The organism is Pseudomonas sp. MF4836 (assembly GCF_002018875.1).
GTDB lineage: Bacteria > Pseudomonadota > Gammaproteobacteria > Pseudomonadales > Pseudomonadaceae > Aquipseudomonas.
This window is the reverse complement of sequence record NZ_MVOL01000016.1, coordinates 136,509-151,702: the sequence shown is the minus strand read 5'-3', so window position 1 is coordinate 151,702 and position 15,194 is coordinate 136,509. Positions and strand designations below refer to the sequence as shown.

Sequence of the window (15,194 nt, the reverse complement as noted above, 5' to 3'; positions counted from 1 at the left end):
GCTGCACGAAGGAGGACACGGCGCCATGCACATAGCGCACTGGCGTCTCGCCGTGCCAGAGGGTCAGCAGCGCGGACCGATCCAGCACCTGCCCAAAGTCGATGGCCGGATTGGCACTGGTCAGTTCAACCGCGAGGTGGAAGGTCTCGGACAAGCCTTCGTGCAAGGTGAACTCAACAACGTCAAAGGACTCGTTGCCAACGCTGAAGGTAAAACGCAGATCGGATTGGCTTGGCATGGTGTGCTCCCGGCAACTTGTCACCCACATCAAGCGAAAGAACAATCGGTGCTTGACTGCACGTCACTCAAAGTGGACGTGCTTGGGTTTAGCGGGCAGGAGCGTGCAGGTTTTACGGGGCTCGTGGATATCAGAAGTCACTGAAAAACACAGAGAAATGTCGCTTAAATCGCGCGATATTTAGTCTGACTCTCTGCTGTTCAGCCCTTCGTCATCCTGAGCCACGCACGGGCGCATTGGCCAAGAGCCGCTGCTTAACCCCTCACGGCTTCCACGCCGTAGACGCCGCCGCGACCTTGAACTTGGCGCGGTTTTCGGCGCTGGCCGGGGGCTCGGAGTCGCCGAAGATCGCTTTCAGCCAATGGCCGTCGGTGGGGTTGGGGAACAGGATGAATTGCTGTCCGAACTGGGCCTTGTCGGCGGTCATCAGGGCGCGGCGTTGTTCGACGTCGGCCACGTAGTATTTTCGTTTGAAGTCGTTGAGGTTGTCGCCGAGCATCACCACCACTTGATGGTCCTTGGCGATTTCCTGCTGGCGCGGCTCTTTGTTCGAGCTGTCGCGGTACACCGTCAGGTGCTGCTCGTCGGCGAACGGCAGGCCGTTCTTGCGCAGGTTGGCCAGGGCGTATTCGTAGGTTTTTTCGCCCTGATCGCGGCTGGTGACGTAAAACACTTCGACGCCCTTGGACTTGGCGTAATCGAGAAACTCCACGGCGCCCGGGGTGGCCACCGGGCCGTTTTCGGCGACCCATTTATCCCAGGCCGCATCGTCGAAAAACTCCTGGTCGGCGTTGATCATGTAGCCCCAGTAGCTGTTGCTGCTGAGCACGGTGTCGTCCATGTCGCTGATGATGGCCAGGGGTTTGTCGCCGGCCTTGTGCGCTTGCAACGCCTGGTCCAGGCGCAGGCGGGCGATGTTGAAACCCTGGTAATACAGGGCCTGGAACTCGGCGGCGGTCTGCTTCCAGGCCACGGCGGCGGTCAGCAGGTTCGAGGCCGGTGCCTCGGCGGCGAATGCGGCGCCGCCTTGAAGCAGCAGGAGTGAGAGGGCCAGGGGCAGGATCTTCTTGTTATTGAGTGTCATGGGCGAACCTTCAGGGCAAATGAGCGCAGGCGCGGCGCGGGCCGCCAATGGGTTCTATAGCAAGCGGGCGGGCCACTCAATGCCCGGGTCGCCTTTGCATAACATCGCGACGCAATCTGCTGCGGGCGCTATGGCGAAGCCAATGGCCATCAGACGGCGGCATTAACTATCGTCGGCCCTACGGCTCGGGTATTCTGCGCTGCACCAGCGGTCCACAGCGTCCATACCTCCTTCTTTGCAGTGTTCCGTCCATGAATGAGTCTTCTCCCGCCATCCCCAGCAACCCAGTCCCTCGCGGCGGCAAGGCGGGCGCTGCGATCCGTGCCCATGACTGGTCGACCTCGCCCCTGGGGCCTATCGAGCAGTGGCCGAGCCTGTTGCGCAGCACCTTGAGTTTGATGCTGGAGTCGCCCGAGAGCATGTACCTGCTCTGGGGGCCGGAAAAAATGTTCCTGTTCAATGACGCCTATGAACCGGTGCTCGGCCCGCGCCTGGACACCGCGCTGGGGCAAACCATCGAGACCCTGTGGGCCGATGCCTGGCCTCAGGTCCAGCCATTGGTGGAGCAGGTTTATCGAGGCCAGTCCTGTCGCTTGCAAGACATGCCGATCCGCATGCAGCGCTTTCCCGGAGAAGATCAGACCTGGTGGTCGTTCTCCATGAGCCCGGTCTACGACGAACAGCAACACACGGTGGTCGGCCTGTTGTGCTGCACCGTGGAAACCAGCGATCAGGTGCTGCTGGCCGAGCATGCCCGGCTGACCGAGTCCTCGCTGCGCGAGACCCGTGAACTCAATACCCGCGTCCTGGCCAGCAGCAATGACTGCATCAAGGTCCTGGACCTGGACGGCAAGCTGTCCTTTATGAGCGAAGGCGGGATGCGGGTCATGGAGGTCAGTGACTTCAATGCGATCCGGGGCTGCCCGTGGCCCGATTTCTGGCAGAACCAGGGCAACACCGATGCGCGGTCAGCGATTGCGGCGGCCCAGGAAGGCCGCGCGGCGCGCTTCCAGGGCGTGGCCGAAACCCTGTTGGGCACTCGCAAGTGGTGGGACGTGCAAGTCACGCCGATGCTCGATGCCGAGGGCCGGCCGGAGAAGATCCTGTGCATCTCCCGCGACATCAGCGCCACGCGCCAGGCCGAGGAGCAGTTGCGGCAACTCAACGATTCCCTGGAGCAACGGGTGCAGCAGCGCACCCAGGAGCGCGACCGGATCTGGCGCCTGTCTGCCGACCTGATGATCGTTGCCGATTTCAACGGCACGATTGTCGCCGCCAACCCGGCCTGGACCCAGTTGTTGGGCTGGAGCGAGGCCGAGTTGCTGGGGCAAAGCGCCTACGAACTGCTGCACCCGGAGGACCGGGTGGCTGCGGCCCAGGTGGTGGCTGAGCTGGCGCGCGGGGTGAGTTTTTCCAGCTATGAGGGGCGTTACCGGCACAAGGACGGCTCCTACCGCAGCGTGTCCTGGTCGGCCGTGCCGGACCGCACCCATATTCATGCCGTGGGCCGTGACGTCCAGGGCGAGCGCGAAGCCGCCGAAGCCTTGCGCAAGACCGAAGACGTGCTGCGCCAGGCGCAGAAGATGGAAGCCATGGGGCAGCTCACCGGTGGTGTGGCCCATGACTTCAACAACCTGCTGACGGTGATCAAGTCCTCCACCGACCTGCTGCGGCGCAACCTCAGCGAGCAGCGGCGGCTGAGCTACATCGAGGCGATCTCCGACACCGTCGAGCGGGCCAGCAAGCTCACCGGGCAGTTACTGGCTTATGCCCGACAGCAGAACCTGCGACCTCACACATTTGACGTCGGCCACAGCGTGCAAGCCGTGGCCGATATGCTCAACCCGTTGCTGGGGGCCTGCATCGAGCTGCGGATCGAGCTGCCCGCCGAGCCGTGCTTCATTCATGCCGATGCCGGGCAGTTCGATACCGCGCTGATCAATATGGCGGTCAACGCCCGCGACGCGATGCAGGGCGAGGGCCTGCTGGTAATCACTGTCGAGCGGGCGCACTGCACCCCGGCCAAGGGGTTGTATGCCGGGGTGGTGGGGGAGTTTGTCGCGGTGTCCCTGGCCGACACCGGTTCGGGCATCGACCCGGCGCAGATCGAGCGTATTTTCGAGCCGTTTTTTACCACCAAGGAAGTGGGCAAGGGCACGGGGTTGGGCTTGTCCCAGGTGTTCGGTTTCGCCAAGCAGTCCGGTGGCGAGTTGCTGGTCGACAGCCAGCCGGGGCAGGGTACGCGTTTTACCCTGTACCTGCCGCGTTCGCTGCAGGCGCCGGAAGCCGCGCAACCGAGGGCAGCCAGCCCGGAGCGGATCGACGGCCAGGGCGCGACCCTGCTGATGGTCGAGGACAATACCGAGGTCGGCGGCTTGCTGGCCCAGGCGTTGGTTGAACTGGGCTATCGCGCGCAATGGGCCACCAGCGCCGCCGAGGCCCTGAAGCTGCTGGCCCAGGGCACCACGCCGTTCCAAGCGGTGTTTTCCGATGTATTGATGCCCGGCATGAGCGGCATCGAGCTGGCCGAGGAAATTCGCCGGTTGTACCCCGGGCTGCCGGTGATCCTCACCAGTGGCTACAGCCCGGCCCTGGCCCAGGGCGGGTCGCGGGAGTTCGTGTTTTTGCAGAAACCCTACTCAGTGGACGCCCTGGCCCAGGCGCTGAGCGTGGCGATCCAGTCCGGCGGGGCGCGCCAGGACGCCTGAGGCGCAGGGGCCCGTCAGGCGTTTTCAGCTCCTGCGGTAGACCGCCAGGAACGCCGCCAGCGAAAGCATGGTCGCGCCGCAGCAGCGGTTGAGCCGGCGCATGCCGGTTTGCGTGAGGATCTTCGCCGCCTGCACCCCGCCTGCGGCGTAGAGCCCCATCACCAGGATATCCACCACTGCCGAGACCAGCGCCAGCAGCGCGTACTGCACCAGGGTCGGTTGGCTGGGGTCGATGAACTGCGGCAGGAAGGCGGTGAAAAACAGCAGCACCTTGGGGTTGGTCAGGGCCACTGAAAAACTGCGCCAGAACACCTCGCCGCCGCGGCTGCCGCCGGCCATGGCCGCGGGGTCGAGGGCCCGGGGCTGGCTGCGCCACAACTGAATGCCGAGCCAGGCCAGGTACGCCACGCCAAACCATTTCAGGGCCAGGAACAGGTTCTGCGAAGCCATCAACATCGCCCCCAGGCCCAGGCCGACCGCGGCGATGATCAAGATATCCGAGAGCGCCGCACCGGCCATGCCCACCGCCACCAGCCGGCCATTGCGCGAGGTGCCGTTGGCCATGGCCAGCAAGGAAGTGGGGCCGGGAATCAGTGCGCCGATCAGGCAACTGGTGGTGTAGAGCAGCAGCGTGGCGGTGTTCATTCAGGTGTCTCGGGCACGGGGTTGGCCAACACGGCCAGGTACTGGCCGCTGTCGGGGGTGAAGGAGGCGAACTGCTGGCTGCCCGGTCGCTGGACCCACAGGCGGCCACAGTTCTGGCACTCATACAGGCTGGTCATCGAGGCGACCTGGATGCTGGTGAATTGATCCTGGAACAGCTCATCGGGTCGGGGCCTCCAGGGCGTGTTGCCGTACTGCTCGACGACCAGTTGGTCGAGTCCATTGTTGCCGACCGCCTTCAGCAAGCGCTTGACGCTGTCCTGGGTACGCTCCTGGAATATGGATTCTTCCTGGTCCCGCAGCAGGCTGGCCTTGTACGGCAGGTCGTCGGTCTGGTCGACGATCACATGTCCACAGCAGCAGGCGAGTTTGCTCATAAGGGATCAATCCAGGTGTGTGCGGCGAAAGGGCCAATACTCGCCGCTGCACCCTCGGCCCGTCTATAGCGTTGCGCTGTCGACAGTCCCGGGTTGCCTCTTGCCCCCGACTTCAGGAGAATCCCTCGGCGCGCGGATGACGGTCGTTATCGGTGCCCCCCCTCAGACAGGATGTTCAAGTGAAAGGAATCGCACCCTACCGGGCCTCGGCCAGAGCCGCCCTGCCGATGTTGCTGGGCCTGTTGAGCTGTTGTTTGCCGGCGGCGCTCCAGGCCAGTGAACAGTCGCCCCCCGCGCCGCGCCCGACCCCGGTGTCCATGCAGGCACAGACAGCCGGCCAAGGCTGGAGCGAGCAGGTCGGCCACGGCGACTATTCGCGTCAGTTCCAGTACCAGTCGCCGCTCGGTGGCGATGGCAAGGTCATGGTGGTCTGGTTCGAGTTCCCTGAAAGCGGTGCGCGTTTTCTGCTCAAGACCGCGCGCTATGAGGCCGGCAGCCGCCGCTTGAGCGATGAGCAGACCATCCTGGCCCAGGGCAACGAACGCTTCCATGTGTTCGCGCCTTCGCTGGTGGCCGACGGGCAAGGCAACCTGACCGTGGTCTGGAGCCCCGAGAGCGAGATCGGCAATACCGTGCTCAGCGTGCGCTACCAGGCCGACAGCGGGCGTTGGGGCGCGCCGTTGCGCCTGGATCGAAACTACCCGGGGGACACGACCAACAAGTCCATCGGCCCGGTGACCGGCATCGACGCCCAGGGCAATGTGTTCGTGGCCTGGGACCAGCAGCCCCGAGGCTCAGCGACCCCGGGTTCGCCCATCCCCCATGAGCTGCGCAGTACCCGCTATGACGCCCGGCAGCAGACCTGGAGCGAACCGCAAAAGGTCAATCGCGATATCGGCAGTCGCTCCTACGGCGTCGATGCGCAGCGGCTGGTGGTGGATGATTCCGGTTTCGCCACGCTCGCCTGGCGTCAGCAAAGTGTGAAGTCGTTTCTGTTTTCCCGCTCGTTCGAGGCATCGTTGCTGGTGGCGCGCTACGACCCGCAAGCCAAGCAATGGAGCCGCCCGCGATCGCTCGCGACGTCCGACTACATGGTGGGCCGACCGGTAGTGGCGGGCGCCCGGCGTGGCGATGTGGCGGTGCTGTGGTATCAGACCGACGGCCTGTTTTCTGCCCACTACACCCCGCGTACGGACAAATGGCAGCAGACCCAGCTCGATGACCCACAGCGCGAGCGCAGCAACCTCGACGGTTTTCCACCCCTGGCCATGGACCCGGCGGGCAATGCGGTGACGCTCTGGAACAGCCCGGAAGCGGGCATCCAGGTCACCCGCTATGAGGCGGCGCGCCAGGCCTGGAGCGCGCCCCTGACCCTGGCGTCTCTGCAGCGCTGGCAGACCCCGTTTTTCACCACGCCCGAGGTCGATGCAGCGGGCAATATCATGCTGGTCTGGAACCTGATCGGGTATTGGAACGCCTCGGGCTCACGGCCTGGCAGCGCACCGATGGATGAGGTGCAAGTCACCCGCTTCAGCGCCGACAAGCAGAGCTGGAGCCCGCCGCTGACGGTGGTCCGGCAGTTCGACGGCGAGCCGCTGATTGCCGAAAGAATCGCCACGCGCATGGACGCCCGGGGTGCCATGGAGCTCAGTTGGTGGCACCAGGTCGGGGAATCTTCCACGCGCTCGTTCAAGCGCTACGGCGCGCCGCTTTTTGTGGAGCCGGGGGCTCGATGAACAAGGACACAGACTTGCCCCAGGATCCGCTGCAGGCCCTGCTGCATGACTTGCGCCTGGCCCAGCCCGAGCTGCAGGCCCTGGTGGAATGCCTGCGGGAACAGGTGCTGAAGGTGTGCCCGATGGCCAGTGAAACGGTGAAGTACGGCGGCATCCTGTTCAGCCAGGCGCAGCCGTTCTGCGGCATTTATGCCTACCGCGAGCATGTGACGCTGGAGTTCAGCCAGGGCTATCTGTTGCAAGACCCGGAACAGTTGCTGGAGGGCGGCGGCAAGTTTCGCCGGCATCGCAAGGTGCGCACCCTGGATGACGCCCGGGACCCACGGCTGGCCGACTTACTGGCCCAGGCCTGGCAACTGGCGGGCTAGGGCGGGCCCATGACTGCATCCGATAACGAGGCCGACAGAGCGATGGACAGCACCCAACTCCAGGCATTGCAGCAACTGCGCCAGGCGGTGCCGGTGGGCGTGCGCCATGCACGGACCCTGCTGCAACATTGTGCCGGCGATGTGGCCTTGGCCGCCGAGCGCTTCCGGGCCGAGACCGTGCAACATCTGGTGGCTCAGTCAGGCTTGCCTGCCGCACAAGCCGAGGCGTACCTGCGTGCGGCTGGCTACGAGTTGCCGCGGGCCCTGGTGGCCCTGGAGGAAGCGCGTTTCAGCCTGACCCAGCGCATGCTGCGGACCCATCACCGCGACCCGGATCGGGCCCTGGGCCTGATCGCCGGCGCCGTCGAAACGGTGCATGGCCTCAAGCGCGAGTACTGGTTGTGCCTGGATCAGTTGCAGGCGTTGCCAGCGCCCTTGCGCAGCTTTATGACCCTGCATGAATGGCTCAGTTACGAAGAGTGGGAAGGCTTCGACTGTGCCCTGTACTTCCATCTGCCCCTGGTGCTGGCCGAGCTGCGTCGGTTGCAACTCGATGAGCTGGCGGCGGCCATGGAACAGGCCGACCTGCGCCAGCGCCAGCGACGGGAGCAGCAGTCTGATCCCGTATCAAACATCAGCCAGGACCCGCTGTTCGCCGCCTGCGAGCAGACCTACCAGCGCCTGCGGTCAAGCCTGGACGCGGCGCTGCTGGCCCTGGTCGAAGGCCATATCGAGTTGTTCCCACAGTAGCCGCCAACCCTCAGCGGTCGTGGTGGCACACCAGGCACAGCTTGTTGCCCTCGGGGTCGCGCAAATAGCTGCCGTAGTACTCGGCGTGGTAGTGCGGGCGCAGGCCCGGCGGGCCTTCGCAGTGGGCGCCGAGACTCAGGGCCAGGGCATGTGCGCGGTCGACGGTGGCGCGGTCGGCGGCCAGCAGGGCAAACATCTGGCCGTTGCCGGGAGCAGCCGGTTCACCGTCGAACGGCCGGCCGATAACGAACAGTGGCCGCTCGTGCTCGGGGTGTTTCCAGCCGGCCCAGGGGTGTTGGTGATCGAGAAACTTCACTTCCAGGCCCAGCGCCGCCATCAGTGGCTGATAAAACGCCAGGGCGCTTTCGAACTGGTTCACGCCGATAAATACATGGGACAGCATGGGGCTTCTCCTGAAATGACAGCGGCAAGGGGGCTAATGCCGATCAGTTAAGCGCTAGAGCGAACGAAACATGACCTGTGGTGAGGGAGCTTGCTCCCGTGGGGCCGGCCGGGGCTCCGGGGCGTAGCAGTCCCATTTTTGGGGCCGCTACACGGCCCAGCGGGAGCAAGCTCCCTCGCCACAATGACAGTGCTTGCCCTTAACTGACTGGCATGAGGCAAGGGGGCCATGCTGACACCCTTGCCGCGTCGTTGAAACCCGGGGTTTACCAGTCGTAGGTCATTTCCAGGGAGGCCACGCGTTCCTGGCCGTAGTAGCAGCCAAACGAGTAGTTGCAGTCCGAGATGTATTCGCGGTCGAACAGGTTCTGCACGTTAAGGCTGGTCTGCAAGCCGCGCAGGCTTGGCGTCAGCTTGCCCATGTCGTAGCTGATGGTGCTGTCGTAGACCACGAAGGACGGGGTGGTGAAGCTGTTGGCCGAGTCGGCGGGTTTCTTCCCGGTGTAGCGCGCGCCCAGGCCCACGGTCAGGCCGTTGAGCAACGCCCGGGTGAAGTGGTAGTTGCCCCACAAGGTGGCCGAGACCGGGGCCTGGGCCTCGCTGCGGTTGCCCTTGTCGGAGGGGTAATTGGTCTTGGTGTAGAACGCGTCGATGTAGGTCGCGGCGGCCAGGATGTCGATGTTGTCGATGCTGGACTTGAGCTCCAGCTCCACCCCGCGCGAGCGCACTTCGCCGTCCTGGATCTCGTACTCGGGGTAGTCCAGGTCGCCGGTCTTGACGTTTTTCTGGGTGATCTGGAACACCGAGGCGGTCATCAGGGTCTTGTCGTTCGGCTGGTATTTCACCCCGACTTCATACTGTTCGCCCTCGGTCGGTTTGAAGGGCTGGCCGCCGCGGTCCGGGGCGCTGGTGCCGATGGTCGGCAGGAACGACTGCGAGTAGCTGACGTAGGGCGCCAGGCCAAAGTCGGTGAGGTAGGTCAGGCCGACGCGGCCGGTGAGCTTTTGGTCCTTCTGCTCGACGATGGAGTGGGCCAGCAGGTCCTTGTTTTCCACTTCGGCCCAGTCCTTGCGCCCACCCACGGTGAGGATCCACTGATCGAGCTTGATCTGGTCCTGGGCGTAGAGGCCGGTCTGGCGGATGGTGTTGTCCCACTGGGTGGTCAGGCTCGGGGTCACACTGTCGGTGTTGTAGTTGTTGTTCTGTCCGTAGAGGTTGATCGGCAGCACGCCGTAGGCGTTGTAGCCGGTGTACTTGCGGTTGAAGTTGCGGTAGTCCAGGCCCACCAGCGTGGTGTGTTCCAGGGGGCCGGTATTGAAGTGGTACTCCAGGTTGTTATCGAGGGTGTAGGCACTGTTGTGCTGTTGCCAGTCGAGTTTGGTGCGGGTGGCCTGGGTGTAGTCGGTGACGCCGCCGTTGACCACGAAACGGCTGAGGTAGAAGCCCCGGTAAGCGTCGCGAGTGTCGATATAGCGCGCGGTCTGGCGGTATTTCAGGTCGTCGCTGAACGCGTGGCTGAAGTCATAGCCGAGCACGTACTGGTCGCGCTTGTAGTTGTTGTAATGGGAGTCGCCGAGAAACAGGTCACGGTCGATTTTCTTGCCGTTGGGCCCGCGCGTCAGCGAGCCAATGGCCGGTAGCGCCTGGTAGTCGGCCAGGCCGTCATCGCGCTGGGCCTGGGCATACAGCGTAAGGCTGGTGGCGTCGTTGGGGTTCCAGGTCAGGCTCGGCGCCAGCAGGCTGCGTTGGCTGTTGGTGTGGTCCAGTTGGTCGTTGCCTTTCTTGCTCAGACCGACCAGGCGATAGGAAAACTGTTTCTGTTCATCCAGCGGGCCGCTGAGGTCGAACGCACCATTGACCCGGTGGTAGCTGCCGACGCCCAGCTTGACCTGGTTGCGCTGCTCGCTGGTGGGGCGCTTGGACACCATGTTGATCAGGCCGCCGGGCTGGTTCTGCCCATAGAGCACCGATGACGGGCCCTTGAGCACTTCGATCCGTTCCAGGGTATAGGGGTCGATCTGCGGCGCACCGCCGAGGCTGCCGGCGTAGGGCAGGTAGGCGCCGTCGAGGTACAGCGGGGTCGGGGCGAAACCGCGGCTGGTGATCTCGTCGGCAATGTTGTTGCGGTCGGTAAACCCGTTCACCGCCAGGCCCGGGGTATAGCGCAGGGCCTGGCTCAGGTTGCGCGCGCCCTGGGTCTGGACCTGGTCGGCGGTGACCACGTTGATGGCCTGGGGGATTTCCAGCAGCGGGGTGTCGGTCTTGGTCCCGGTGGCGCTGCGGGTAGCAACATAACCGTCCACCGGGCCCCAGGCCGATTCGGCGGCCTTGCCGGAAATACTCGTGACGTCCAGTTGCAGAGGGCTGCCGTCCTGGCTCACCGGCAGCAAGGAGTAGCTGCCATTGGCCTGGCGCACCGCCTGCAACCGGCTGCCGGCCAGCAGCTGTTGCAGGGCCGCGTCCGAGGCGAAGCGCCCGTGCAGGCCAGCCGTCTGCCGACCCTGGGCCGAGGCCGGTTCGAAGGACACCGTCACCCCCGCCGTGGCGGCGAACTTGGCCAGGGCCACATCCAGGGCGCCGGCGGGAATATCGAACTCCAACTCGCCCGTGGTTTGCGCCCAGGCACTGGTGGTCAGCGCCAGCATCGCCAGCGGGGTGCTCAGGGCCAGGCCCAGCAGGCTGCGGCGCAGGGCGCGCGCCGGAAGATCAAGGGCAGAGCGCTGGCTGTGGGGGTGGGGGTGACACGAGGGAGTCGGCTTGCTAGGGGACATGCGGTTTCCTTTCGCCCATTGGCAGTGGATGGCGGCGTCTGTGCGCCTCTACCTAGCAAGTCGCATGAGAATAAAAATCAACAACCCCTGGGCCGAAAAAACTTTCGGCTTTTTTGTCCGGGGGTAGAGGGGCGCGGTAGACGGGCCGCTTCAGGCCGGTTCGACCTGGGTCCAGTAGCGGCTGAAGCGGCTGATGCGCACCGGCAGGGTGGTGGTCAGGTTATCGAGCACGGTGTCGAGATCGCGCAACTGGAAGGTCCCGGAAATCCGCAGTGTCGCCACGGCCGGGTCGCAGCCCAGGTGGCCCGGGCGGTAGCGTTGCAGTTCGGCAATGAATTCGCCGAGGCTGCGGTCGCTGACCAGCAGCATGTCGCGGGTCCAGGCATCGGCATAGGGCGCCGCCGGTTGCAGCGTGCCCAGGCGGTCATCGGCAAAGCTCAACTGCTGCCCGGCCTCGACCCGCAGCACGGCGCCCGGAAGGTCGGCGGGGCGTACCTCCACTGCGTGCTGCTGCACGCTCACCGAGCTGGTCCCGGCCTCGCTGCGCACGATAAAACGCGTGCCCAGGGCGCGCACGCTGCCCTGGGCGGTGTGCACCACAAACGGCCGCGCCAGTGCGTCGCGGGCGGTCTCGATGAGGATTTCCCCGCTGAGCAACTGCAGTTCCCGCAGGTTGGCGCTGTAGCGGATATTCAGTGCGGTGGCGGTGTTCAGTTGCAGTTGGCTGCCATCGTCCAGGCGTACCCGTCGGCGCTCGCCGGTGGCGGTGCGCTGGTCGGCCACCAGGGTCGGCAGGGGCGTGGTGCGCCAGGCCAGAGTGCCCACGCAACCGCTGGCCAGCAGCAGCGACAGCAGCTTGAGCACTTCGCGGCGTTTGGCCCGGGCACCGTTCAAGGCCGGGCGCGCCAGGCCCGCGGGTGCCTGGTCGAAGGTGGCCTGCAAACGGCCCATGCGCTCCCAGGCCAGTACGTGGCGCGGGTCATGTTCCAGCCAGCGCCGGTGGGCTTCGTGCAGGGCCTCGCTGCGGGCTTCGCAGCGCAGGTCGACGTACCAGCGGGCGGCGGCTTCCAGGGTGGCGTAGTCGAGTGCTTGCGGCTGCGCCATGGCTCAGTCCTCCAGTGCCAGCAGGCAGTGGGTCAGGGCGCGGACCGCGTGTTTTTTCACGGTGTTGACCGAAACCTGCAGGCGGCGGCCGATCTCCACATAGCTCAGACCGTCGAGCTGGGCCAGCAGGAAGATCTCCCGGGTGCGCCCGCCCAGGCCGTCGAGCAGGGTGTCGATGCGCACCAGGGTCTCGATGATCAAGGCCCGGGTTTCCGGCGAGATATCCACCGGCTCGGGCAGCGCCATCAACGCTTCGAGGTAAGCCTGCTCCAGGCCTCGGCGGCGGAACATGTCGATCATGAGGCTGCGTGCGACGGTGCTCAGGTAGGCCCGCGGCTCGCGCAACTCCGGCGCCTTGCGCTGGGTCATGACGCGCACGAACGTGTCCTGGGCCAGGTCGGCGGCGTTCTCCACGCAGCCAAGCTTCTTGCGCAGCCAGCCGCACAGCCATGAATGGTGCTCCTGGTAAAGCGTGTGCACGGCGTGTTGCTGCGAGAGATCGGGGGGCGACATGGGCGGGACCATTGCGGAGGCATTTGATAATGCATCTCATTTTCTTGCAGGTGCAATGGTTTGGCAAGATTCAACCGCGCCCGCTGCACGATTGCAGCGAGCGCCAGGGGGAGGCGGGAAGGTTTAGCTGCGGGAGCGGTCCAGCCATTCCACCGAGCTGCGCCACAGGCAAATACCCAGGAAGTACGCCGACATCGCCAGCCACACCACCATCACCGCCGGGCTTTCATCCGGGTGGCGCAGTACCAGCAGCAGGCTGCACAACAGCCAGATAAAGGTCACGGCGATATTGATCGGCATAAAGCGCCGCACGCGGAACGGGTGCAGGAACTTCATTCGCGACAACGTCAGCAGGGCCAGGCCGATGATGCTCAGCAGGGTCAGCCAGGCCGGTGGGGCGATGATGTAAAGGCACAGCGCGACCACGTTCCAGGCGGCTGGGAAGCCCTGGAAGTAGTTGTCCTTGCTTTTCATGTTGACGTTGCAGAAGCAGAACAGTGACGACACCAGGATCAGCGAGGTGGCCAGCAGCGGCGTGTAGTCGGGCAGGGCGATGTAGCGGTAGATAAACAGCGCGGGGATAAACACGTAGGTCAGGTAGTCGATCACCAGGTCCAGTACTGAACCGTCGATATTGGGCAGCACCGACTGGGTGTTGACCTTGCGCGCCAGCGAGCCGTCGACCCCGTCCACCAGCAGCGCCACGCCCAGCCAGATCAGGCAGGCTTTGGGCTGGTTGTCGAACAGCGCGAGGGTGGCGAGAAAGGCCGTTACCACGCCGGTCGCGGTGAACCCATGGGCGCCCCATGCTTTGAGCCTGGCGATGTGTAGAGTCGATATCACGGGAGGTTCTCCAGGAAGTAGTGCAGGCCAACGATCCTCGTCGACAAGGTCGCCACGGCCCAGGCCAGGGTGCAACTATCGACCGGACATTGGACGATAAGGTTCAGCGCAGTTTAGTGAGAAATCGCCGTGCGCGGTGAACGACTTTTGATAGGCCAAAGCCGCGCATCCCGTTCCCTCGTGGCGAGGGCCTGCCCGAATCTCCGTAGCCGCTGCCGAAGGCTAGGGCCGCGTTCGGACGCTGGCCCTCACCGACGCCCGGTACATCCGATAAAACACGGCGCCCATGCCGGCCAGCGCAGCCTTGTGCCTCGGCAGCGGCTACCGGACGTTGTGGTGGCCTAGGGCTTGGCCTGCAACGCTTGAAGAATGGTGCGCGCAGCCTTGACCCGTTCGGCGTTGGGGTAGTTTTTATTGGCCAGCATCACGATGCCAATGTGCTGCCCGGGAACGAAGGCCGCGTAGGCCCCGAAACCGTTGGTGGAACCGGTCTTGTTGAGCAGCATCTGTGCCTGGGGTGCTTGCACCGGGTTCAACCATTTGACGGCGTGGGGTTGCAGGGCCATCGCTGATGAATTGCCTTCCACCAGCTTCTGCTCGCTGATCGGGTAGGCGTACATCTCCCAGCCCAGGCCCTGGGTCATGTCAGCGACCCGGTAGTAGCCGCTGTGGGTGAGGGCGATCGCCTGCTGCAACGCCGGTTCCAGGGGTTCGGGTTGCAGGTTGCTCTGGACGAAGCTCAGCAGATCGCTGGAGCTGGTCTTCATGCCGTAGGCTTCGGCGTCCAGCGGGCCGGCGCCGACCCGGATCGGCTGGTTGGCCTGGGTGTAGCCCTGGGCGTACAGGTGCTGCTGGTCCTGCGGAACCTGGAGGTAGCTGTGCTTGAGCCCGAGCTTGGGCAGCAGGGTATTGCTCATCAGGGTCTCGAACGGCTGGCCCAGGCTGCGTGCCGCCAGGTAGCCGAACAGGCCGATGCTCGGGTTGGAATACAGGCGCTGGCTGCCGGGGGGATAGGTCGGTTTCCAGGTGTTGTAGTAGTCCAGGGTCTGCTCGGCGCTTTTGACGTCGTCCGGGAACTGCAACGGCAGGCCGCCGGCACTGTAGGTCGCCAGTTGCAACAGGCTGATGTGCTCCAGCGCGCTGCCGCGCAACGCCGGCAGGTACTGGCTGGCGGCGTCGCTCAGGGTCAGTTTGCCAGTGGCCTGGGCGTAGGCGCCGAGTGTTGCGGTGAAGGTCTTGCTCAGGGAGCCGATCTCGAACAGGGTGCTGTTGCTCACCGCCTGCCGGTTCTCCCTGGAGGCCACGCCGTAATTGAAGTAGTGGGCCTGGCCGTCGATGCTGATGGCGACTGCCATGCCAGGGATGTCCTGGGCCTGCATCACCGGTTTGATCGTGGCATCGACCAAGGCCTTGAGCTGATGCGCGTCGGGGGCGGCGGCCAGGCAGTGGCCAGTGCCCAGCAGGGCGACGCAGGTGCCGAGGGCGGCCAGGGTGATTCGGGTTTTTTCGCCCATGATTGCTGTTTTTCCGTGATGTTCGAGGGGTTGGCCGCAAAGCGCGCCAGGCCCCTGTGGCGGGTCGGGCGACGAGCATAACCTGCACCGTCCCTGGGCAACACCCTGCAGCCGCCATGCTCC

14 protein-coding genes are annotated in these 15,194 nt (G+C 64.8%); 4 read left to right on the top strand and 10 right to left on the bottom strand.

Annotated features, from left to right (window positions below; all coding sequences use genetic code 11):
- Positions 1-238 (bottom strand): contractile injection system protein, VgrG/Pvc8 family (locus tag MF4836_RS29805; protein WP_274522651.1); only part of this gene is annotated, 238 nt, incomplete at its 3' end.
- A 262-nt stretch (positions 239-500) separates the two neighbouring features.
- The gene (locus tag MF4836_RS29800) at positions 501-1,322 is read right to left on the bottom strand and encodes a 5'-nucleotidase, lipoprotein e(P4) family (protein WP_078473370.1); all 822 of its coding nucleotides are present in this window, start codon (positions 1,320-1,322) and stop codon (positions 501-503) included.
- 251 nt (positions 1,323-1,573) lie between these two features.
- On the opposite strand from MF4836_RS29800, the gene MF4836_RS29795 reads away from it, so the two are divergent.
- The gene (locus tag MF4836_RS29795; protein ID WP_078473369.1) at positions 1,574-4,030 is read left to right on the top strand and encodes a hybrid sensor histidine kinase/response regulator; all 2,457 of its coding nucleotides are present in this window, start codon (positions 1,574-1,576) and stop codon (positions 4,028-4,030) included.
- 24 nt (positions 4,031-4,054) lie between these two features.
- Here the strand turns inward: MF4836_RS29795 and MF4836_RS29790 are convergent, their stop codons facing one another.
- Positions 4,055-4,675, bottom strand: a complete 621-nt coding sequence (locus tag MF4836_RS29790; protein WP_078473368.1) for a LysE family translocator — start codon at positions 4,673-4,675, stop codon at positions 4,055-4,057.
- Positions 4,672-5,070 carry a hypothetical protein gene (locus tag MF4836_RS29785; protein WP_078473367.1) on the bottom strand — a complete coding sequence of 133 codons (399 nt, stop codon included), beginning with the start codon at positions 5,068-5,070 and terminating at the stop codon, positions 4,672-4,674. The genes MF4836_RS29790 and MF4836_RS29785 overlap by 4 nt, the downstream gene beginning before the upstream one ends.
- A 179-nt stretch (positions 5,071-5,249) precedes the next feature.
- On the opposite strand from MF4836_RS29785, the gene MF4836_RS29780 reads away from it, so the two are divergent.
- The 3 genes from MF4836_RS29780 to MF4836_RS29770 are packed head-to-tail and all read left to right on the top strand — an operon-like array spanning position 5,250 to position 7,924.
- Complete coding sequence (locus tag MF4836_RS29780) at positions 5,250-6,806, top strand: hypothetical protein (protein ID WP_078473366.1); 1,557 nt, start codon at positions 5,250-5,252, stop codon at positions 6,804-6,806.
- Positions 6,803-7,174, top strand: a complete 372-nt coding sequence (locus tag MF4836_RS29775; RefSeq protein WP_078473365.1) for a DUF1801 domain-containing protein — start codon at positions 6,803-6,805, stop codon at positions 7,172-7,174. The genes MF4836_RS29780 and MF4836_RS29775 overlap by 4 nt, the downstream gene beginning before the upstream one ends.
- Positions 7,175-7,183: 9 nt before the next feature.
- Entirely contained in the window at positions 7,184-7,924 is a 741-nt protein-coding gene (locus MF4836_RS29770) for a hypothetical protein (protein ID WP_238596231.1), read from the top strand.
- A 10-nt stretch (positions 7,925-7,934) separates the two neighbouring features.
- On the opposite strand, the gene MF4836_RS29765 is transcribed toward MF4836_RS29770, so the two are convergent.
- The 6 genes from MF4836_RS29765 to ampC all read right to left on the bottom strand — a co-directional run bounded on the left by MF4836_RS29765 (position 7,935) and on the right by ampC (position 15,071).
- The gene (locus tag MF4836_RS29765; protein ID WP_078473363.1) at positions 7,935-8,327 is read right to left on the bottom strand and encodes a VOC family protein; all 393 of its coding nucleotides are present in this window, start codon (positions 8,325-8,327) and stop codon (positions 7,935-7,937) included.
- Positions 8,328-8,592: 265 nt separating this feature from the next.
- Positions 8,593-10,971 (bottom strand): TonB-dependent siderophore receptor, encoded by a 2,379-nt coding sequence (locus MF4836_RS29760; protein ID WP_443217480.1) that lies wholly within the window; start codon positions 10,969-10,971, stop codon positions 8,593-8,595.
- Positions 10,972-11,247: 276 nt separating this feature from the next.
- A complete protein-coding gene (locus tag MF4836_RS29755; RefSeq protein WP_078473361.1) occupies positions 11,248-12,201 on the bottom strand; it encodes a FecR domain-containing protein in 954 nt (317 codons plus the stop codon).
- Between the two features lie 3 nt (positions 12,202-12,204).
- Entirely contained in the window at positions 12,205-12,714 is a 510-nt protein-coding gene (locus MF4836_RS29750) for a sigma-70 family RNA polymerase sigma factor (protein WP_020296863.1), read from the bottom strand.
- A 123-nt stretch (positions 12,715-12,837) separates the two neighbouring features.
- Positions 12,838-13,557 carry a phosphatidylcholine synthase gene (pcsA, locus tag MF4836_RS29745; protein ID WP_078473360.1) on the bottom strand — a complete coding sequence of 240 codons (720 nt, stop codon included), beginning with the start codon at positions 13,555-13,557 and terminating at the stop codon, positions 12,838-12,840.
- 341 nt (positions 13,558-13,898) lie between these two features.
- Positions 13,899-15,071, bottom strand: a complete 1,173-nt coding sequence (gene ampC / locus MF4836_RS29740) for a class C beta-lactamase (protein ID WP_078473359.1) — start codon at positions 15,069-15,071, stop codon at positions 13,899-13,901.
- Positions 15,072-15,194: the final 123 nt, after the last annotated feature.

Bases quoted from the DNA above. Each gene is read 5' to 3' on its own strand.
- MF4836_RS29800 (WP_078473370.1), bottom strand. From the start codon at position 1,322: ATGACACTCAATAACAAGAAGATCCTGCCCCTGGCCCTCTCACTCCTG.
- MF4836_RS29795 (WP_078473369.1), top strand. From the start codon at position 1,574: ATGAATGAGTCTTCTCCCGCCATCCCCAGCAACCCAGTCCCTCGCGGC.
- MF4836_RS29790 (WP_078473368.1), bottom strand. From the start codon at position 4,675: ATGAACACCGCCACGCTGCTGCTCTACACCACCAGTTGCCTGATCGGC.
- MF4836_RS29785 (WP_078473367.1), bottom strand. From the start codon at position 5,070: ATGAGCAAACTCGCCTGCTGCTGTGGACATGTGATCGTCGACCAGACC.
- MF4836_RS29775 (WP_078473365.1), top strand. From the start codon at position 6,803: ATGAACAAGGACACAGACTTGCCCCAGGATCCGCTGCAGGCCCTGCTG.
- MF4836_RS29770 (WP_238596231.1), top strand. From the start codon at position 7,184: ATGACTGCATCCGATAACGAGGCCGACAGAGCGATGGACAGCACCCAA.
- MF4836_RS29765 (WP_078473363.1), bottom strand. From the start codon at position 8,327: ATGCTGTCCCATGTATTTATCGGCGTGAACCAGTTCGAAAGCGCCCTG.
- MF4836_RS29760 (WP_443217480.1), bottom strand. From the start codon at position 10,971: ATGCTGGCGCTGACCACCAGTGCCTGGGCGCAAACCACGGGCGAGTTG.
- MF4836_RS29755 (WP_078473361.1), bottom strand. From the start codon at position 12,201: ATGGCGCAGCCGCAAGCACTCGACTACGCCACCCTGGAAGCCGCCGCC.
- MF4836_RS29750 (WP_020296863.1), bottom strand. From the start codon at position 12,714: ATGTCGCCCCCCGATCTCTCGCAGCAACACGCCGTGCACACGCTTTAC.
- ampC (WP_078473359.1), bottom strand. From the start codon at position 15,071: ATGGGCGAAAAAACCCGAATCACCCTGGCCGCCCTCGGCACCTGCGTC.